The following is a 19,137-nucleotide window of genomic DNA, read 5'->3' on the forward strand; positions in this document are numbered from 1 at the left end:
TCTTATTTTTTATCCTGTGTGTCTAGGGCTGCATGCTAAATCCGTAACAGCTGCCGCAGGCTGCGTCCGGCGGCGAAGCCGTCGTAAACCCGGGGGAGCGATCTTTGAATAAAAATCGCGGTGTCTGGGTTTACGATCGCTACGCAATCGAACGCAGCCTGCGGCAGCTACTACGGGGCGATTGGCGACATTGGCTAAGGCGCAGGGTTAGGCTGATCCTTGTGGATGGCTTCTATCCCGGCCAAGACCTCATTCGAGAGCTTCACATCAACGCTGGCGATGTTGCTTTTCAGCTGTTCCATCGTCGTTGCGCCAATGATATTGCTGGTGACGAAGGGTTGCTGGGTGACATACGCCAACGCCATTTGCGCCGGATCAAGACCGTGGTCCCGAGCCAGCGCCACGTAACGCTCACAGGCTGCAACGGCTTGCGGGTTGGAGTAGCGTGAGAAGCGGCTGTAGAGGCTCAGGCGGCCTTTTGGCGGCTGTGCGCCGCCGCTGTACTTGCCTGAGAGCATGCCGAACGCCAAGGGTGAGTAGGCGAGAAGCCCGCATTGTTCGCGAATGGCAATTTCCGCCAGGCCCACTTCGAAGCTTCGGTTGAGCAGGCTGTAGGGGTTCTGGATCGAAACGGCACGCGGCCAGCCACGGCTTTCGGCCAGTTGCAGAAACTTCATGGTGGCCCAAGGCGTTTCGTTGGACAGGCCGATATGGCGGATTTTGCCGGCTTTGACTTGCTCGTCCAGCGCTTCGAGGGTTTCTTCCAGAGGCGTGAACTGTTCATCGGCGTTGTGCGTGTAGCCTAATTGTCCGAAAAAGTTGGTGCTGCGTTCAGGCCAATGCAGCTGGTAAAGGTCGATCCAGTCTGTTTGCAGGCGCTTGAGGCTGGCATCCAGTGCTTGCACGATGTGGGCACGATTATGTTTGAGCTGGCCGTCACGGATGTAGTCGATGCCATTGCCTGGGCCAGCGATCTTACTGGCCAGAATCCAGTCGGCACGGTCACCGTGTTCCTTGAACCAGTTGCCGATATAGCGCTCGGTTGTGGCGTAAGTTTCAGCTTTGGGAGGGACCGGGTACATCTCGGCGGTGTCGATAAAATTGATGCCGGCATTTTTGGCGAACGTAATCTGCTCGAAGGCTTCAGTCTGGGTGTTTTGCTCACCCCAGGTCATGGTGCCGAGAGCAATTTCGCTGACGTTGAGGTCGGTTCTGCCCAGCTTTCGGTAGTCCATCGGATGCTCCTTCGGGTAAACAAACATAAAAGCAGGTTGTATTTTTTTTCGCAATCTGCATAATTGCCGACCTCTTTCTGCAGTGGAAGTGATGCGCCGCCTGCCGAAGAATCTTGCCGTTGAACGGACGCGCTGACCCGAGCCCCCGATAGCGTCTGTATCCGGCTGCCTTTGACTTGTCAAAGTACGCACTATTCAGTAAGATCCGCCGTCTAATTTACAGGGCGGCCCCTGAGGCTATAAAGAATGAAAACTTTTACTGCTAAACCAGAAACAGTAAAGCGCGACTGGTTTGTCGTCGACGCTGCTGGTCAGACCCTGGGTCGTCTGGCCACCGAGATCGCCAGCCGTCTGCGTGGCAAGCACAAGCCGGAATACACTCCGCACGTTGACACCGGTGACTACATCGTTGTTATCAACGCTGAGCAGATCCGTGTCACTGGTGCTAAAACCACTGACAAAATGTACTACTCTCACTCCGGTTTCCCGGGCGGGATTAAGTCGATCAACTTCGAAAAGCTGATCGCCAAAGCTCCTGAGCGCGTGATCGAGACCGCGGTTAAAGGCATGCTGCCTAAAAACCCACTGGGTCGCGACATGTACCGTAAGCTGAAAGTCTATGCGGGCGCTGCTCACCCTCATACTGCTCAGCAGCCCCAAGAACTGAAGTTTTAACGGAATAGTTCATTATGTCGGCGACTCAAAACTACGGCACTGGCCGTCGTAAAACCGCAACCGCACGCGTTTTCCTGCGTCCAGGTACCGGTAACATCTCGATCAACAACCGCACTCTGGAGAATTTCTTCGGTCGCGAAACTGCCCGCATGGTAGTTCGTCAGCCGTTGGAACTGACTGAGACTGTCGAGAAATTCGATATCTACGTCACCGTGATCGGTGGTGGTGTAAGTGGTCAAGCTGGCGCAATCCGCCACGGTATCACTCGCGCACTGATGCAGTACGACGAAACTCTGCGTGGCGCTCTGCGCAAAGCAGGCTTCGTAACTCGCGATGCTCGTGAAGTTGAACGTAAGAAAGTCGGTCTGCGTAAAGCGCGTAAGCGTCCGCAGTACTCGAAGCGTTAATTCGCAGCTTCGTTCAAAAAAAGCCCAGCCTCTTCGGAGCTGGGCTTTTTTTATGGGCGTTAATTATGTGCTGTGTCAACGTGCCACATCAGTAGAGGCCCTATACTGCAAGGGCTGTAGCCGACTCAGAGCGGTATAGACCTTGTAAGAGTAGGGTCTTTTCATTACCATTCGGCAAAATTTAATAACTACAGATTGTTAATTAAAAGAAGCCTGGTTTTACAGGCTAAAAAGCTGATGGGAGAGGACTGATGAGCAATGACGGCGTCAATGTCGGCCGGCGTCGCTTCCTCGTGGCAGCCACATCCGTGGTGGGTGCTGCAGGAGCGGTGGGGGCGGCGGTTCCGTTCGTAGGGTCATGGTTTCCCAGTGCCAAGGCGAAAGCCGCAGGTGCGCCGGTGAGAGTGAATATCGCCAAGATCGAGCCAGGCCAGCAGATGATTGCTGAGTGGCGGGGTCAGCCAGTATTTATTGTTCGCCGCACTGAGGAGATTCTGGCAAATCTGAAAAAGATCGAGGGCCAGCTTGCTGATCCTGAGTCCAAGCAGTCTGATCAGCCTGAAAACTCAGCGAATGAATGGCGATCCATTAAGCCGCAAGTGCTGGTAGTAATCGGAATTTGTACGCATTTGGGGTGTTCGCCGACGTTTCGCCCTGAAGTAGCGCCTGCTGACCTGGGCAAGGATTGGGTCGGTGGGTATTTTTGCCCTTGCCATGGTTCACACTATGATATGGCCGGTCGTGTTTACAAGTCGCAGCCTGCACCTTTGAACCTGCCAGTCCCGCCTTACTACTATGTAGATGGCAGCGATAATGTCATTGTCGTTGGTCTTGAAGGGGAGAGCGCGTAATGAGCAAATTCATGGATTGGATTGATGCTCGATTCCCTGCCACGAAAATGTGGGAAGACCATCTCAGCAAGTATTACGCCCCCAAAAACTTCAATTTCCTCTACTTCTTCGGCTCCCTCGCATTGCTGGTTCTGGTTAATCAGCTTGTAACAGGTGTGTGGCTGACGATGAGCTACACGCCGTCAGCCGAAGAGGCTTTTGCTTCTGTCGAATACATCATGCGCGATGTTGAGTACGGCTCCATCCTCCGGTACTTGCACTCCACGGGCGCTTCGGCGTTCTTTATCGTGGTGTATCTGCACATGTTTCGGGGCTTGCTCTATGGCTCCTATCAGAAGCCGCGAGAGCTGGTGTGGTTATTCGGCATGATGATTTACCTGGCCCTGATGGCGGAAGCGTTCATGGGCTATTTGCTGCCTTGGGGACAAATGTCCTACTGGGGGGCGCAGGTGATCATCTCGCTGTTTGGCGCCATTCCGGTCATCGGCAACGACCTGACGCAGTGGATTCGGGGCGACTACTTGATCTCCGGTATTACCCTGAACCGTTTCTTTGCCTTGCACGTGGTGGCCTTGCCGATCGTGATTTTGGGGTTGGTGGTGCTGCACATCCTGGCCTTGCACGAAGTCGGGTCCAACAACCCGGATGGCGTGGATATCAAAAAGCTCAAAGACGAAAACGGCATCCCGCTGGATGGCATTCCCTTCCACCCGTACTACACCGTCAAAGACATTGTCGGCGTGGTGGTGTTCCTGTTTATCTTCTGCTCGATTGTGTTCTTCTTCCCCGAAATGGGCGGCTACTTCCTTGAAAAGCCTAACTTTGAACAGGCTAATGCCTTCAAGACGCCCGAGCATATTGCCCCTGTCTGGTACTTCACACCGTTCTACGCGATCTTGCGGGCGATTCCGGACAAGCTCTTTGGCGTGATCGCCATGGGCGCTGCAATTGCCCTGTTGTTTGTGTTGCCCTGGCTTGACCGTAGCCCGGTCAAGTCGATGCGCTACAAAGGCTGGTTGAGCAAAATCTGGTTATGGGTGTTCTGCATCTCGTTCGTGATTCTCGGTGTGCTGGGTGTGATGGCGCCCACGCCGGGTCGCACGCTGCTGTCGCAGGTGTGTACGTTTCTGTACTTCGCCTACTTCATTCTGATGCCGTTCTATACCCGGCTTGAGAAGACCAAACCTGTTCCGCAAAGGGTGACTGGCTGATGAAAAAGCTATTGGCTGTATTGATGCTCGTGGCCTTGCCGGTAGTCTCCATTGCTTCTGAACAAGGTGTGCAGCTCGACAAAGTTGACATTGATGTGTCTGACAAGGCGGCCTTGCAGGATGGCGCACGCACGTTCGCCAACTACTGCATGGGTTGCCACAGTGCCAAATTCCAGCGCTATGAGCGAGTGGCCGATGACCTGGGGATCCCCCATGACGTCATGCTCGATAATCTGGTGTTTACCGGGGCCAAGATTGGCGACCATATGAACATTGGTATGCAGCCTGAGGACGCCAAGGCCTGGTTTGGCGCTGCGCCTCCCGACCTCACGCTGGTGGCGCGTGTGCGCGGTACGGACTGGTTGTACAGCTACCTGCGAGCCTTCTACGAAGATCCGTCGCGCCCCTGGGGCGTGAACAACAAAGTCTTCCCTAATGTGGGCATGCCTAATGTTCTGGCGCCATTGCAGGGTCGTCAGGTTATCGGCTGCAAGCAAGTACAGATCGTAGAAGATGGCAAGAAGCAGTATGATCCGCTCACTGGCACGCCTTTGACACATGAAGCATGCGACCAGCTGACAGTGTTGCCTAAAACCGGCGCGCTGACTGAAGAGCAGTTCGATGAGAAGATCAAGAACCTTGTGACCTTCCTGGCCTACTCGGCCAACCCGGTAAAGCTGGAACATCAGCGCATCGGGACCTACGTTCTGCTCTATCTGGCCTTCCTGTTCGTATTCGCTTATCTGCTCAAGCGCGAATACTGGAAAGATGTGCACTGATAGATTTACACGCAATGCTGTTAATCGTGCGCGCCCGAGGTGTCTCTTAAGGGTAACCATGCAGGATGTGCGAGGGGCAAGGTGAATATCTTGCCCCTGCGGATTTTGCAGTTATCGGAGACGTTCCTTGGGCGTGCTCGTTTTGCCGCTCCTGATAATTTCTACAAGCGAGGAGGACCGCCATGGGCGTGACCAATCGGTTGGCCTGTTACTCCGACCCAGCAGACCACTATTCTCACCGAGTGCGCATTGTGCTCGCAGAGAAAGGCGTCAGCGCCGAGATCATCAGTGTGGAGGCGGGTCGTCAACCGCCGAAGCTGATTGAAGTGAACCCTTACGGCAGCCTGCCAACGTTGGTCGATCGTGACCTGGCGTTGTGGGAGTCGACTGTAGTCATGGAATATCTGGATGAGCGTTATCCGCATCCGCCGTTGTTGCCGGTGTATCCGGTAGCGCGCGCCAACAGTCGCCTGTTGATCCACCGCATCCAGCGTGACTGGTGTGCGCTGGTGGACTTGATTCTCGACGCCAAGACCAAGGAACCGGCACGGGTTCAGGCGCGCAAAGAGCTGCGCGAGAGCCTGACAGGTGTTTCTGCATTATTTGCCGACAAACCTTTTTTCCTCAGTGATGAGCAAAGTCTGGTCGACTGCTGTCTATTGCCGATACTCTGGCGCCTGCCTGTTTTGGGTATTGAATTGCCGCGGCCAGCCAAGCCGTTGCTCGACTATATGGAGCGCCAGTTTGCGCGTGAGGCTTTCCAGGCAAGTTTGTCTGGTGTCGAACGCGACATGCGCTAAGGCTTAGGAGCCCTCGATGAATTCAAGCAGACCTTACCTGGTACGTGCGCTCTATGAGTGGATCGTTGATAACGATTGCACACCGCACATGCTGGTTAACTCTGACTACCCGAAGGTGCAAGTGCCTGCGGGTTTTGCCAGTGATGGGCAGATTGTCCTGAATGTTTCGCCAACCGCCGTGCGCAATTTGCACATGGACAACGAAGCGGTAAGTTTTGAAGGGCGTTTTGGTGGTGTGCCGCATACGCTGTACGTGCCTATCCCGGCCATCATGGGCATCTACGCTCGTGAGAATGGCGAGGGTATGGTGTTTGACCTTGAAGAGCACCTGGGTGGTGATGACGAGGATGAGCCGCAAGATGATGGGCCGCCGCCAAGTACTGAGCCGCCGAGACCTTCGGGCCGGCCAAGCTTGAAAGTGGTCAAGTAATAAAAAAGGCGACCTTCAGGGTCGCCTTTTTTGTGCCTGACGTTCAGGTCAGTCGATGTACTCAAACAGCTTTACGATTTTTTGAACGCCGGAAACGCTTTGCACCAGATTGGTGGCCCTTGTGGCCTCTTGCTTGGTGACGAGACCCAGCATGTAGACAATGCCGTTTTCAGTGACGATTTTAATCCGCGAGCCCGGAATTTCACTGTCAGTCAGCATTTGGGTTTTGATTTTGGTGGTCAGCCAGGCGTCATTGTTGCGCGCCAGAATGGATGACGGTGCCATCACTTGCAGTTCGTTGTTGACCTTCTTTACGCGCTGAACGGCTGCAGCAGCCTGTTCTGCCTGAGCTTTGAGTTCGGCGCGCGGTGTTTGCCCGGCCAGCAATACGATGCCGTTGTAGCTGGTGACAACGATGTGGGAGGCGGTGTCCAGATCAGGGTTGGCTTTGGCCACGTTCACGGCCACTTTGGTTTCGATCAAGGAGTCGTCAATTTTGCTGCCAAAAGTACGCGTGCCGCGATCATCTTCAATCGGTGTATCGCGGGTGGCGGTCAGTACCGAACTGCAGCCTGCGGTCAAGCCCAGACACAGGGTCAGGGCAACGAGGCCAAGGCGATTGAAAGTCATTCTTCACTCCCGAACAATTGGCTGTCGATCAGATCACACAAACAGTGGATCGCCAGCAGATGGACTTCTTGGATGCGTGCAGTGACAAGAGACGGGACGCGAATTTCCACGTCCTCAGGCAGCAACAGTGAGGCCATGCCGCCGCCGTCACGGCCGGTCATGGCAACCACGATCATTTCTCGGTCATGGGCCGCCTGGATTGCTTGAATGATATTGGCCGAGTTACCGCTGGTGGAAATGGCCAGCAGTACATCGCCGGGCTGGCCGAGGGCGCGAATCTGTTTGGAGAACACCTCGTTGAAGCTGTAGTCATTGGCGATCGAGGTGATCGTTGAGCTGTCAGTGGTCAGGGCAATGGCCGGCAGGCTCGGGCGCTCACGCTCGAAACGGTTGAGCAGCTCGGATGAGAAGTGCTGGGCGTCGCCGGCGGACCCGCCATTGCCGCACGACAACATTTTGCCTTCATTGAGCAGCGCGTTGACCATCACTTGGCTGGCGAGCTCAATGTGAGGGGCAAGCACTTCCATCGCTTGCTGCTTGGTGTCGATGCTGGCTTGAAAAAGCTGGCGGATCCGGGATTGCATGTCCATCTATGTGACCTTAAGTAGGGCGGCTGGTCGGGCGTGACTCAGGTGTTCCTGAGTGACTTCCCGGCACAAGAATGTGCAGCCCGCAAAGCAAAGCAAAAATCGTTTTAAAAAGGGTGCTGGATAGGCCTGATAGCGTTAGCTGTCAAAGGCGTTCCGTAGCCAGTTCAAGTGAGGTGCGGCGCTGTCCATGGCGACCACATCGAATCGACATGGGTGATTGGCCCAGCGTGTCTCGCGTTGCAAGAAGTGCTGGGCGGCAAGAATCAGTTTTTGGCGCTTGCGTGTGTCAATACTGGCCAGTGCGCCACCCCATTGTGCGTGTTGCCGGTAACGAACTTCGACGAATACTACTGTATCGCCGTCAAGCATGACCAGATCCAGCTCGCCGCGTTTGCATAGCCAGTTTTGCGCCAGCAGCCGCAAGCCATGTTGCTCAAGATGCCGTAGCGCCAGGCGCTCGGCATCTTTGCCGGTGTTTTGGCTGGAGCGCTCAGGCATCAGTTCGGGGTATCGGGCAGGCGTTGTACCTGGCCGTTAACAAACTCGGCCCATGGCAACTGGCGCTCAACGTGCTGGGTTGGGCTCATGCCGAGGCTGCCGGACAAGCCGTCAATCCGGCTATCAGGCAGTGCCTTGAGTTGGCCCAGGCGCGAAGTCAGCGTGTAAGCATCAACGCCCATTGCATAAAGGCGTCCCAGGCTGCCAGCGGCTTGAGGCCATTGCGCGGCAACTTGCTGGCGCAGTGGATTACCTGGTTCAAGCAACCAGGGTGTTTCACAAAAACGTACGCCGTTCATATCGTTGTACTGATCCTGATTGCCGCTCGCACTGAAAACGTGGGACGTGGCATACACAGGCAGGTCGCTGGCGTATTGATAATTGAGGGTCGGCTTGATCTGCTGGGCTTGCTGAGGGGTGGCCGCCAAGAACAGGAACTGCATGGGCTCGCTGGAGTTTTTGCGCTGCTGCACCAAATCGCCAACTTGCTGTGCCAATGCAACGGGTTGATCGATGTATTCAATGCCGACAAGGCTGCCACCGTGGGCTACCCATTCCTGGCGGAAGGCGTTAAGCACGCGCTCACCCCATTCACCCTTAGGCACCATGGCGCCAGCGCGGGTCAAGCCATCGGCACGTGCGCGACGAGCCACTTCACGGGCCTCGTCTTCAGCTGCCAAGCCGAACTGAAACAGCTGCGCCGGGCCTTGAGTGCCTTCGCTGTAGTTCAGGGCCAGTGTGGTAATGGGCAATTGCGAGCGCGCATTGAGTTGCTTGACCAGTGTTTTTTCCAGTGGGCCGACTACCAATTGCACGCCATCGGCTTGGGCCTGACGATAAAAATCGTCCAGCGAAGTCAGGCGTGAGCTGTCATAAAACTGGATGCTCGGCGGGTTTTGGCCAGCCTGTTGAGCTTGATAATGAGCCGCCACGAAGCCGTCACGCAGCGCTTTGCTGACTGAAGCCAGTTGGCCTTCTTGTGGCAGCAGCAGCGCAATTTTAGTCAGTGGCTGGCTGGCCAGTTCCTTGAGTTTGACCAGAGGTGTCGGCAGTTGGATGGCGGCAGGGTGAGCAGGGTTCTGGGCACGCCATTGGTCAATGGCAGTTTGTTGTTCCTGCACGGTGCCGGCACGCTTCACGGCCAGTGCCAATGATGTCCAGCCGCCCAGCAAGCCATTGCTTTGAGCTTGTAATTGCTCGACCGGCAACGCGGCAACCAGCGCCCAGATAGCGTCATTGTTGCTGTTGGCGGCATCGCCCGTCAGGTTTGCGCTCATGGCTACGCGTTCACGCGCAGCCGCGAGGGTTTGCTCATCCGCTTCGAGTGCGCGGGCATGAACCGTATGTGTGCGCACTTGCAGGTCGGCAGGCATCTCGTCCAGTCGCGCAACGCTCGGGTGGCTCAGAGCTGTCAGTGCGGCTTTAGGGTCGTTGCGATTCATCGCCAGCTCAGCGGTCAGCGTGCTGGCAAAAACCTGTTGGGCGGGTTTGAGTTGATCCATCGGCACTTGTGCCAGGATTTGTGCTGCGCGCTCATTATTTTGCTGGCGCATGGCGAGGTCGGCCGCAGACAGGCGCAGCAGTGCGGCCTTTTGCGGATCCTGGCTAGCAGACGCCTGTTGCAGCAGCTGTTCAAGGCTGGCATCCGGGGTCCGGGGGAGTTCGCCAAGGCTGGACGAGGGCGAGCTGGCACAAGCTGCTAGCAGGGCAGCAAGGCAGAGGGCAGTGAACAGCCGCAGGCAGACGGTCATGTAGTGTTCCTGATACTCGATCAAATGAGGGGGAAGTGTACCCAAGCGCTGGCCGGGGCGCGATGTTACCTTCGTTAAAGCTTAAATTTAGATCACATATATGACCTGTGGCGGCTGAAGTTTTCCGGTTATGCGGTTAACGGCCGTTCTTGAGGGTGCTTTCATGAGGGGTCTACGCGTTACAATGGCGCCTTTAACTCTCATGAGGTGTGCGTTTTGACTGCTCCAGGTGCAATGAATTCCGTTGTCGGCTCGCTTTATGTGGTGGCCACGCCCATCGGTAACCTGGACGACATCAGTGCGCGTGCGCTCAAAGTGTTGCGTGAGGTGTCGCTGATTGCGGCCGAAGACACGCGTCACTCCCTGCGTTTAATGCAGCATTTCGGTATTTCCACGCCGTTGGGCGCTTGCCACGAACATAACGAGCGTGAAGAAGGCAGTCGATTTATCCAGCGGTTGCTGGCCGGTGAAGACGTGGCCCTGATCTCCGATGCGGGCACGCCACTGATTTCTGATCCTGGGTACCACTTGGTGCGTCAGGCGCGGGCCGCAGGCGTCAAGGTGGTGCCGGTGCCAGGCGCGTGTGCCCTGATTGCAGCCTTGTCTGCGGCAGGTCTGCCTTCAGACCGTTTTATCTTTGAGGGCTTTCTGCCGGCCAAGGCTGTTGGACGGCGTTCGCGGTTGGAATTGTTGAAAGAAGAACCGCGCACTCTGATTTTCTATGAGGCGCCTCACCGTATTCTTGAGTGCCTGCAGGATCTGGAACTGGTTTTCGGCCCCGAGCGTCCAGCGTTGCTGGCGCGTGAGCTGACCAAAACCTTCGAGACGCTCAAGGGGCTGCCGCTGGCCGAGCTGCGCGCTTTCGTAGAAGGCGACAGCAACCAGCAGCGCGGGGAGTGCGTAGTGTTGGTGGCGGGCTGGACGGCGCCTGAAACAGGTGAGGTGGTCAGCAGCGAGGCCATGCGGATTCTTGATCTGCTCCTCAAGGAAATGCCACTCAAGCGTGCTGCAGCCCTTGCCGCTGAAATAACGGGCGAACGCAAAAATGTGTTGTATCAAGTGGCGCTGGAAAAACAAAAAGCCGATTAAGTGCGGTCTGTGGAGAGTAGCGCTTTGATATTTTCTGGCGCGTTGTTCTGCCGGCAAAAGGTTTTGCAACAGATGAATGTAGTGGCTATGTGGCTTTAGCGCTTGTTCTATACGCTCTGTACAGTTAACCTTTGCGCCGGAGAGTCGATTGGACAGTCGCTGCCCTCTATGAAAATTAGGGGGGGGAGGAAAGTCCGGGCTCCATAGGGCGAAGTGCCAGGTAATGCCTGGGAGGCGTGAGCCTACGGAAAGTGCCACAGAAAATAACCGCCTAAGCATTTCGGTGCCGGTAAGGGTGAAAAGGTGCGGTAAGAGCGCACCGCGCGACTGGCAACAGTTCGTGGCTAGGTAAACCCCACTTGGAGCAAGACCAAATAGGGTCCCAAGGCGTGGCCCGCGCTGGGACCGGGTAGGTTGCTAAAGATGTCCAGTGATGGCCATCGTAGACGAATGACTGTTCACGACAGAACCCGGCTTACAGATCGACTCTCCACCTTTTTCTCTCTGTTTGCTTCGCAAGCAGATCGCTTGTTGAAATATCGAGTCACATCCCTTCGAAACATTCGCAAGCAAACTTGGCCAAGTAATGCCAAAAAGTTCTTACTCTTAATAAACTACTTTAAGTTTTAAGGTTAGAGCCCCGAGTTTGCTGCGTATCAGTTGTCAAAAAATCCCTTCGCTAAATGCTGTACGTCTATTTACCCCGCTAAAACTCCGTTCTGTAAGGATTTTCCTATGGGCAGCTCCTTGACGGTGTGGTGGGCGCATTCCTATAGTGTGCGCAAGTGGCGAAAAGTGGCATAAAGTGGGTTTTTCAGACGTAAAACGCTAAGAATTGGAGTGACGCTCGTGTTTCGTGGAGCTAACGCAATCAGTCTCGATGCCAAGGGTCGTCTCGCAATGCCGAGCCGGTACCGTGACGAGCTGATTTCGAGAAGCTCCGGGCAACTGATCGTGACCATCGATGCGGTCGATCCTTGCTTGTGCGTTTACCCGCTTGATGAGTGGGAATTGATTGAAACCAAGCTTCGTGCGTTGCCTTCGCTACGGGAAGAAAACCGTCGTTTGCAGCGTCTTTTGATTGGTAACGCCGTCGACCTTGAGCTCGATGGCAGCGGTCGTTTTCTGGTGCCGCCGCGGTTGCGTGAATATGCCAGGTTGGATAAACGCGCAATGTTGGTGGGCCAGCTGAACAAGTTTCAACTGTGGGACGAGGATGCCTGGGAAGCTGTTTCTGCCGCTGACCTTGCAGCCATTCAACAACCGGGCGCTATGCCTGAAGAACTGCGTGATTTAATTCTGTGACTATAGATAGCGACTTCAACCACATCACCGTACTGCTCGACGAAGCCGTAGAGGCTCTCGCCGTACGTCCTGATGGATGCTATCTGGATGGCACCTTCGGTCGCGGCGGACATAGCCGCTTGATACTCCAGAAGCTGGGGCCTGAGGGGCGTCTCCTCGGGTTTGATAAAGATCCACAAGCGATTGCCACCGGGCAAGCGCTAGCGGCCGAAGACGGCCGCTTTGTCATTGTGCAACGCAGTTTTGCCGAGATGGGCTCCGAAGTTGCTGCGCGGGGTTTGGCGGGCAAGGTGAGCGGTGTTCTGCTTGATCTTGGCGTATCTTCGCCGCAGCTTGACGATCCAGAGCGCGGCTTCAGCTTTATGAATGACGGCCCGTTGGATATGCGCATGGACCCGAGTCAAGGGATCAGCGCGGCTGAGTTCGTGAACACGGCTTCCCATGAAGAAATCACTCGGGTTTTCAAAGAGTACGGCGAAGAGCGTTTCTCGGGCCGCATGGCTCGCGCTGTCGTTGAGCGCCGCGAAATCCAGCCGTTCGAGCGCACGGGTGATCTTGCTGAGGTGTTGAAAACGGCCAATCCGGCTTGGGAGAAGGGCAAGCACCCGGCCACCCGAACGTTTCAAGGGCTGCGTATTCACGTTAATAACGAGCTGGGTGATCTTGAGGCGGGACTCGAAGCGGCGCTGGAGTCGCTCGAAGTTGGCGGCCGTTTGGTTGTGATCAGCTTCCATTCTCTTGAAGACCGCATCGTTAAGCTGTTCATGCGAAAACTGGTCAAGGGCGAGCCCGACAATTTGCCACGCGGCTTGCCCGTACAGCACGTTGCCTTTATTCCCAAAATCAAGATCCACGGCAAGGCCCAGACAGCTTCTGAAGCAGAGCTCAAGGCCAATCCGCGTTCGCGCAGCGCTGTTATGCGCGTCGCGGAGAAGCTTCGTTGAACAAGCTCTTCGCCAAGCCACTTCCCGGCGGAAGCTTTTTCATGTTGCTGCTATTTATTGGCGTGCTGGTCTCGGCCGTGGGCGTTTCCTACAGTGCTCACTGGAACCGACAGTTGCTCAATACCCTGTACGGGGAGCTGAGCGTGCGCGACAAAGCGCAAGCCGAGTGGGGGCGCCTGATCCTGGAGCAAAGTACCTGGACGGCCCATAGCCGCATTGAAACACTGGCCAGTGAACAACTGAAAATGCACATTCCGGGCGCAGCGGAAGTGCGGATGGTGGCGCCATGATTAAACTCGAAGGCGCACTCTACCCGTGGCGTTTTCGCGTAGTGCTGGCATTGCTGGCACTGCTGGTAGGGGCTATTGCCTGCCAAATTGTCTACTTGCAGGTCATTGACCATGACTTCCTTAAAGGTCAGGGCGATGCGCGCAGCATGCGTCATATCCAGATTCCTGCGCATCGTGGCCTGATTACTGACCGCAATGGCGAGCCGTTGGCTGTGAGTACGCCGGTGACCACGTTGTGGGCCAATGCCAAAGAAATGCAAACGGCCAAAGACCGCTGGCCAGCGTTGGCGCACGCGTTGGGCCAAGACCCGAAAGTACTGACGGCCCGTCTTGAGCAGCAAGCCAACAAAGAGTTTATCTATCTGGTTCGGGGGCTGACGCCGGAGCAGGGCCAAGTCGTTCTCGATCTGAAAGTGCCAGGCGTTTATGGCATCGAGGAGTTTCGACGTTTCTATCCTGCCGGTGAAGTCACCGCGCATATGGTCGGCTTTACCGATATCGACGATAAAGGTCGCGAGGGCGTTGAGCTGGCTTATGACGAGTGGCTGGCCGGTGTTCCGGGTAAGCGACAAGTGATCAAGGACCGACGAGGGCGCTTGATCAAAGACATTCAGGTGACAAAAAACGCCAAGGCAGGGAAGACCTTGGCGTTGTCGATTGACCTGCGCCTGCAATATCTGGCCAACCGCGAACTGCGCAATGCGCTGGTCGAGAACGGTGCCAAGGCGGGCAGTCTGGTGATCATGGATGTGAAGACCGGCGAGATTCTGGCCATGGTCAACCAGCCGACTTACAACCCGAACAACCGCCGCAACCTGCAGCCGGCAATGATGCGCAACCGCGCCATGATCGACGTGTTTGAACCAGGTTCGACCGTTAAACCGATCTCGATGAGCGCGGCACTGGAAACCGGTCGCTGGAAACCGACGGATAAAGTCGAGGTGTATCCGGGGACGTTGCAGTTGGGCAAGTACACCATTCGTGACGTATCGCGCACCGAAGGACCGGTCCTTGACTTGACCGGCATCCTGATCAACTCCAGTAACGTCGGCATGAGTAAGGTCGCTTTCGATATTGGCGGTGAAGCGATCTTCCGGCAGATGGCAAAAATGGGTCTGGGTCAAGACACAGGCCTGGGCTTTCCGGGTGAACGCGTCGGCAATCTGCCGAACTACCGCGAGTGGCGCAAGGCTGAAACCGCGACCCTGTCTTACGGCTACGGCGTTTCGGTAACGGCTATCCAGCTGGTCCACGCTTTCTCGGCATTGGCCAACAACGGCAAGCTGGCGCCACTGACCTTGCTTAAAACAGACAAGGACAAGCCTGTAGAGGGCACCCAAGTCATGCCTGAACAAGTGGCCAAAACCGTTCAGGGCATGTTGCAGGAAGTGATTGAAAACCCACGGGGTGTCTGGCGTGCCAAGGTGCCGGCTTATCATGTCGGAGGCAAGTCAGGTACTGCGCGTAAAACGTCCTCGGGCGGCGTTAAAGGCTATGCGGTGAATTCTTATCGTTCTCTGTTCGCCGGGTTTGGTCCGATGAGCGATCCGCGTTACGCGATCGTTGTCGTGATTGATGAGCCGAGCAAGGCCGGTTACTTCGGTGGTCTGGTCTCTGCCCCGGTCTTCAGCAAAGTCATGTCGGGGACCCTGCGCCTGATGAACGTGACACCGGACAACCTGCCGACAGCCGCCGAGCAACAAGCTGCAGCCGCTGCTGCCACAGCCAAAGGAGGGCGCGGCTAATGTCCCTGAGCCTGAACAAGATTTTTCCTCACGCTGGCCACGATCTGTTGATTCGTGAGCTGACGCTCGATAGCCGCAATGTGCGCGCCGGAGATTTGTTCCTCGCGGTGCCGGGTGGCAAGCTCGATGGCCGCGAGCATATTGGTGACGCACTCAAGCGAGGCGCGGCCGCTGTGGCTTATGAAGTGGACGGCGCCGATGTATTGCCGATCACCGCGGTTCCATTGATTCCGGTCAAGGGGTTGGCCGCGCAGTTGTCGGACATTGCCGGGCGTTTTTACGGTGAACCGAGCCATCATCTGAATCTGGTCGGTGTGACCGGCACTAACGGCAAAACCAGTGTGACTCAACTGGTTGCGCAAGCCCTGGATTTGCTCGGTCAGCACTGCGGCATCGTGGGGACTCTGGGCACTGGCTTTTACGGCGCGCTGCAAAGTGGCCGCCACACCACGCCTGATCCGATTGCCGTGCAAGCCATGCTGGCTGACTTGAAAAAGGCCGGAGCCAAAGCGGTTGCGATGGAAGTTTCGTCCCACGGGCTTGATCAAGGCCGGGTCAGTGCGTTGGCGTTCGATGTGGCGGTGTTGACCAACCTGTCCCGCGATCATCTGGATTACCACGGCACCATGGAGGCCTACGCCGCCGCCAAGGCCAAACTGTTCGCATGGGCTGATCTGCGTTGCCGCGTACTGAATCTGGACGATGACTTCGGTCGTCAACTGGCCACAGAAAAGCACGACTCGCGCCTGATCAGTTACAGCCTTGAAGACAGCAGCGCCTATTTGTATTGCCGCGAAGCAACCTTCGATGATGAGGGCGTGCGCGCCACATTGGTTACCCCGCAAGGTGAGCATCACCTGCGCAGCCCTTTGTTGGGGCGCTTCAATCTGAGCAACGTACTGGCAGCGGTAGGCGCCTTGATGGGGCTCGATTACCCGCTGGATGACATTCTCAAAGTATTGCCCAAGCTTGAAGGCCCGGTGGGGCGTATGCAGCGCTTGGGTGGCGGCAACAAACCGCTGGTGGTGGTCGATTACGCCCATACCCCGGATGCACTGGAAAAAGTGCTGCTGGCCATGCGTCCCCACGCCAAAGGTCAGTTGTTGTGCCTGTTCGGGTGCGGCGGTGATCGTGATCGCGGCAAACGCCCGTTAATGGCCGAGGTGGTTGAGCGTTTGGCTGACGCGGTGTTGGTCACCGATGACAACCCGCGCACCGAATCGCCTGCGCAAATTTTTGAAGATATACGGGCTGGTTTTGCTGCTCCTGACAACGTGACTTTTGTCGCCGGTCGCGGTGACGCGATTTCCAGGATCATCGCCAGCGCTCGTGCTGAAGATGTGATTGTGCTGGCCGGCAAAGGTCATGAGGACTATCAGGAAATTAACGGCGTACGCCACGACTTCTCTGATCTGGTCGAAGCTCAAAAGGCGCTCGATGCTTGGGAGGCCACGCATGCTTAAACCTCTGTTGTTGAGCGAAGTAGCCGACGCCCTTGGCGGGCGTTTAGTCGCAGCGGATAGCCGCTTCAGCGGCGTCAGCATCGACAGTCGCGCAATCACCAAAGGCCAGCTGTTTATCGCGCTGACCGGCCCGCGCTTCGACGGCCACAACTATTTGAATGAAGTCGCCGCCAAGGGCGCTGTGGCTGCCCTGGTTGAGAGAGAAGTGCCTGAGTCGGCGCTGCCGCAACTCGTCGTCAAAAATACCCGCGAAGCCTTGGGTCAACTGGGTGCGCTTAATCGTGCCGGTTATGACAGGTCTGTTGCAGCGATTACCGGCTCCAGCGGTAAAACCACGGTCAAAGAAATGCTGGCCTGCATCCTGCGCACGCGCGGGCCGGTATTGGCGACCAAAGGGAATTTGAATAACGATCTGGGCGTGCCGCTCACACTGCTTGAACTGACTCACGAGCATACTGCTGCCGTGATTGAGCTGGGTGCTTCGCGTCTGGGTGAAATTGCATACACCGTCGCCATGACCCGACCTCATGTTGCTGTGCTTAATAATGCAGGCACTGCTCATGTAGGCGAATTCGGTGGGCCGGACAAAATCGTCGAAGCCAAAGGTGAAATCATTGAAGGGCTGGACGCCGATGGCGTCGCCGTTCTGAATCTGGATGACAAGGCTTTTGGTATCTGGAAGAACCGGGCCGCGGGCCGCAAGGTGCTCAGCTTTGCGTTGAGCAACCCTCAAGCCGATTTTCACGCGGGCGATCTGACCCGAGACGCACGGGGCTGCCCCGGTTTCACACTGTACAGCCCGATGGGTGTTGAGCAGGTTCAACTCAACCTGCTGGGGACTCACAACGTGGCCAATGCATTGGCCGCTGCGGCCGCTGCTCATGCGTTGGGTGTGTCGATGTTTGGCATCAAAACCGGCCTTGAAGCGGTGCAGCCGGTCAAAGGGCGTGCGGTTGCTCAAGTGACGGCCGCTGGCTTGCGAATTATTGATGACACTTACAACGCAAACCCCACCTCAATGTGCGCCGCCATTGATATACTCGCCGCCTTTTCCGGTCGCACCGTCCTGGTGCTCGGAGATATTGGCGAGCTGGGTGAGTGGGCGGAGCAAGGACATCGTGAAGTAGGCGCATATGCCGCCGACAAGGTTTCAGCGTTCTATGCGGTGGGACCGATGATGGCTCATGCCGTCTCTAAATTTGGACCACAGGCTCGTCATTTCGCCAATCAGGCTGACCTGATCAAGGCGCTTCGCGCTGAGCACCAAACCAACACCACTATTTTGATCAAGGGCTCGCGCAGTGCAGCGATGGAAAACGTCGTTGCGGCTTTGTGCGGTTCCAGCGGGGAGAAACACTAATGCTGCTGCTGCTAGCGGAGTATCTGCAACAGTTCTATAAAGGCTTCGCGGTCTTCCAGTACCTGTCCTTGCGCGGGATTCTTGGGGTACTGACCGCGTTGACCTTGTCGTTGTGCCTTGGGCCGTGGATGATCCGCACCCTGCAAAACCGCCAGATTGGCCAGTCGGTTCGTAATGATGGTCCGCAGTCACACTTGTCCAAGTCCGGTACGCCCACTATGGGTGGTGCGCTTATTCTGTCGGCGATCACCGTCAGCACCTTGTTGTGGGCTGATCTGAGCAACCGCTATGTCTGGGTCGTGATGATTGTGACCCTGCTGTTCGGTGCCATTGGTTGGGTAGACGATTATCGCAAAGTGATCGAGAAAAACTCCCGCGGCCTCCCGAGCCGCTGGAAGTATTTCTGGCAGTCGGTTTTCGGTCTGGGTGCAGCGATCTTTCTATACGCCACAGCCCCTAGCGCTGTTGAAACCACACTGATTCTGCCGATCCTTAAAGATGCCAGCATTCCGCTGGGCATTGGTTTTGTGGTGCTGACCTACTTCGTGATCGTGGGGTCGAGCAACGCCGTCAACCTGACTGATGGCCTCGACGGCTTGGCGATCATGCCAACGGTAATGGTGGGCGGTGCCTTGGGTATCTTCTGCTACCTGTCGGGTAACGTGAAGTTCGCTGATTACCTGCTCATTCCGTACGTGCCGGGGGCAGGCGAACTGATTGTCTTCTGTGGCGCGCTGATAGGCGCTGGCCTTGGATTTCTGTGGTTCAACACCTACCCGGCGCAAGTCTTCATGGGCGATGTCGGCGCGCTGGCACTGGGTGCTGCGCTGGGCACCATTGCAGTGATTGTGCGCCAGGAAATCGTGCTGTTCATCATGGGCGGTGTGTTCGTGATGGAAACCCTGTCAGTGGTGATACAAGTCGCGTCCTTCAAGTTGACCGGCAAACGGGTGTTTCGCATGGCACCGATTCATCACCACTTTGAACTCAAGGGCTGGCCTGAGCCGCGAGTGATTGTCCGTTTCTGGATTATCACCGTGATTCTTGTGCTGATTGGCCTTGCCACTCTGAAGCTGAGGTAGAA

The 19,137-nt window shown here is 56.2% G+C and carries 20 protein-coding genes and 1 other RNA gene; 16 read left to right on the forward strand and 5 right to left on the reverse strand.

What is annotated here, in order from left to right:
* Nucleotides 1-194: 194 nt before the first annotated feature.
* Nucleotides 195-1,235, reverse strand: coding sequence for an NADP(H)-dependent aldo-keto reductase (locus tag ACI7MX_RS11370; RefSeq protein ID WP_405586693.1), 1,041 nt, complete (start codon nt 1,233-1,235; stop codon nt 195-197).
* Between the two features lie 246 nt (nt 1,236-1,481).
* Between ACI7MX_RS11370 and rplM the strand changes: the two genes are divergently transcribed.
* The 7 genes from rplM to ACI7MX_RS11405 all read left to right on the forward strand — a co-directional run bounded on the left by rplM (nt 1,482) and on the right by ACI7MX_RS11405 (nt 6,388).
* Complete coding sequence (gene rplM, locus ACI7MX_RS11375) at nt 1,482-1,910, forward strand: 50S ribosomal protein L13 (RefSeq protein ID WP_007917032.1); 429 nt, start codon at nt 1,482-1,484, stop codon at nt 1,908-1,910.
* Between the two features lie 14 nt (nt 1,911-1,924).
* Nucleotides 1,925-2,317 carry a 30S ribosomal protein S9 gene (gene rpsI, locus ACI7MX_RS11380; protein WP_003216038.1) on the forward strand — a complete coding sequence of 131 codons (393 nt, stop codon included), beginning with the start codon at nt 1,925-1,927 and terminating at the stop codon, nt 2,315-2,317.
* A gap of 251 nt (nt 2,318-2,568) precedes the next feature.
* Complete coding sequence (gene petA / locus ACI7MX_RS11385; RefSeq protein ID WP_405586687.1) at nt 2,569-3,168, forward strand: ubiquinol-cytochrome c reductase iron-sulfur subunit; 600 nt, start codon at nt 2,569-2,571, stop codon at nt 3,166-3,168.
* A complete protein-coding gene (locus ACI7MX_RS11390) occupies nt 3,168-4,379 on the forward strand; it encodes a cytochrome bc complex cytochrome b subunit (protein WP_122785738.1) in 1,212 nt (403 codons plus the stop codon). The genes petA and ACI7MX_RS11390 overlap by 1 nt, the downstream gene beginning before the upstream one ends.
* Complete coding sequence (locus ACI7MX_RS11395; protein WP_405586684.1) at nt 4,379-5,158, forward strand: cytochrome c1; 780 nt, start codon at nt 4,379-4,381, stop codon at nt 5,156-5,158. Before ACI7MX_RS11390 ends, ACI7MX_RS11395 begins: the two co-directional genes overlap by 1 nt.
* Nucleotides 5,159-5,340: 182 nt before the next feature.
* On the forward strand, nt 5,341-5,958 hold the full coding sequence (locus ACI7MX_RS11400) for a glutathione S-transferase N-terminal domain-containing protein (protein WP_405586681.1): 618 nt from the start codon (nt 5,341-5,343) through the stop codon (nt 5,956-5,958).
* A gap of 16 nt (nt 5,959-5,974) precedes the next feature.
* Nucleotides 5,975-6,388 carry a ClpXP protease specificity-enhancing factor gene (locus ACI7MX_RS11405; protein ID WP_405586679.1) on the forward strand — a complete coding sequence of 138 codons (414 nt, stop codon included), beginning with the start codon at nt 5,975-5,977 and terminating at the stop codon, nt 6,386-6,388.
* A gap of 48 nt (nt 6,389-6,436) precedes the next feature.
* On the opposite strand, the gene ACI7MX_RS11410 is transcribed toward ACI7MX_RS11405, so the two are convergent.
* The 4 genes from ACI7MX_RS11410 to ACI7MX_RS11425 all read right to left on the reverse strand — a co-directional run bounded on the left by ACI7MX_RS11410 (nt 6,437) and on the right by ACI7MX_RS11425 (nt 9,857).
* Nucleotides 6,437-7,018 (reverse strand): BON domain-containing protein, encoded by a 582-nt coding sequence (locus ACI7MX_RS11410; RefSeq protein ID WP_314491249.1) that lies wholly within the window; start codon nt 7,016-7,018, stop codon nt 6,437-6,439.
* Nucleotides 7,015-7,608, reverse strand: coding sequence for a phosphoheptose isomerase (locus ACI7MX_RS11415; protein ID WP_122785733.1), 594 nt, complete (start codon nt 7,606-7,608; stop codon nt 7,015-7,017). Before ACI7MX_RS11415 ends, ACI7MX_RS11410 begins: the two co-directional genes overlap by 4 nt.
* Before the next feature lie 135 nt (nt 7,609-7,743).
* Nucleotides 7,744-8,106: a YraN family protein gene (locus ACI7MX_RS11420; RefSeq protein WP_405586674.1), complete on the reverse strand. Its 363-nt coding sequence runs from the start codon at nt 8,104-8,106 to the stop codon at nt 7,744-7,746.
* A complete protein-coding gene (locus ACI7MX_RS11425; protein ID WP_314491255.1) occupies nt 8,106-9,857 on the reverse strand; it encodes a penicillin-binding protein activator in 1,752 nt (583 codons plus the stop codon). The genes ACI7MX_RS11420 and ACI7MX_RS11425 overlap by 1 nt, the downstream gene beginning before the upstream one ends.
* A gap of 234 nt (nt 9,858-10,091) precedes the next feature.
* Here ACI7MX_RS11425 and rsmI point away from each other — a divergent pair, with 234 nt between their 5' ends.
* The 9 genes from rsmI to mraY all read left to right on the forward strand — a co-directional run bounded on the left by rsmI (nt 10,092) and on the right by mraY (nt 19,135).
* Nucleotides 10,092-10,946: a 16S rRNA (cytidine(1402)-2'-O)-methyltransferase gene (rsmI, locus tag ACI7MX_RS11430; protein WP_122785730.1), complete on the forward strand. Its 855-nt coding sequence runs from the start codon at nt 10,092-10,094 to the stop codon at nt 10,944-10,946.
* A 140-nt stretch (nt 10,947-11,086) separates the two neighbouring features.
* Nucleotides 11,087-11,440, forward strand: an RNA gene (gene rnpB / locus ACI7MX_RS11435) — RNase P RNA component class A.
* 355 nt (nt 11,441-11,795) lie between these two features.
* A complete protein-coding gene (mraZ, locus tag ACI7MX_RS11440; RefSeq protein ID WP_003443645.1) occupies nt 11,796-12,251 on the forward strand; it encodes a division/cell wall cluster transcriptional repressor MraZ in 456 nt (151 codons plus the stop codon).
* Nucleotides 12,248-13,195, forward strand: a complete 948-nt coding sequence (gene rsmH / locus ACI7MX_RS11445; RefSeq protein WP_405586669.1) for a 16S rRNA (cytosine(1402)-N(4))-methyltransferase RsmH — start codon at nt 12,248-12,250, stop codon at nt 13,193-13,195. Before mraZ ends, rsmH begins: the two co-directional genes overlap by 4 nt.
* Nucleotides 13,192-13,485, forward strand: coding sequence for a cell division protein FtsL (gene ftsL, locus ACI7MX_RS11450; RefSeq protein WP_122785729.1), 294 nt, complete (start codon nt 13,192-13,194; stop codon nt 13,483-13,485). The genes rsmH and ftsL overlap by 4 nt, the downstream gene beginning before the upstream one ends.
* Nucleotides 13,482-15,230 carry a peptidoglycan D,D-transpeptidase FtsI family protein gene (locus ACI7MX_RS11455; RefSeq protein ID WP_405586665.1) on the forward strand — a complete coding sequence of 583 codons (1,749 nt, stop codon included), beginning with the start codon at nt 13,482-13,484 and terminating at the stop codon, nt 15,228-15,230. Before ftsL ends, ACI7MX_RS11455 begins: the two co-directional genes overlap by 4 nt.
* Complete coding sequence (locus tag ACI7MX_RS11460) at nt 15,230-16,693, forward strand: UDP-N-acetylmuramoyl-L-alanyl-D-glutamate--2,6-diaminopimelate ligase (protein WP_405586662.1); 1,464 nt, start codon at nt 15,230-15,232, stop codon at nt 16,691-16,693. The genes ACI7MX_RS11455 and ACI7MX_RS11460 overlap by 1 nt, the downstream gene beginning before the upstream one ends.
* Entirely contained in the window at nt 16,686-18,053 is a 1,368-nt protein-coding gene (gene murF / locus ACI7MX_RS11465; protein ID WP_314491267.1) for a UDP-N-acetylmuramoyl-tripeptide--D-alanyl-D-alanine ligase, read from the forward strand. Before ACI7MX_RS11460 ends, murF begins: the two co-directional genes overlap by 8 nt.
* Nucleotides 18,053-19,135: a phospho-N-acetylmuramoyl-pentapeptide-transferase gene (gene mraY / locus ACI7MX_RS11470; RefSeq protein WP_122785725.1), complete on the forward strand. Its 1,083-nt coding sequence runs from the start codon at nt 18,053-18,055 to the stop codon at nt 19,133-19,135. Before murF ends, mraY begins: the two co-directional genes overlap by 1 nt.
* Nucleotides 19,136-19,137: the final 2 nt, after the last annotated feature.

This window comes from Pseudomonas sp. 2024-210, assembly GCF_045062345.1.
In the GTDB taxonomy this organism is placed as follows: domain Bacteria; phylum Pseudomonadota; class Gammaproteobacteria; order Pseudomonadales; family Pseudomonadaceae; genus Aquipseudomonas.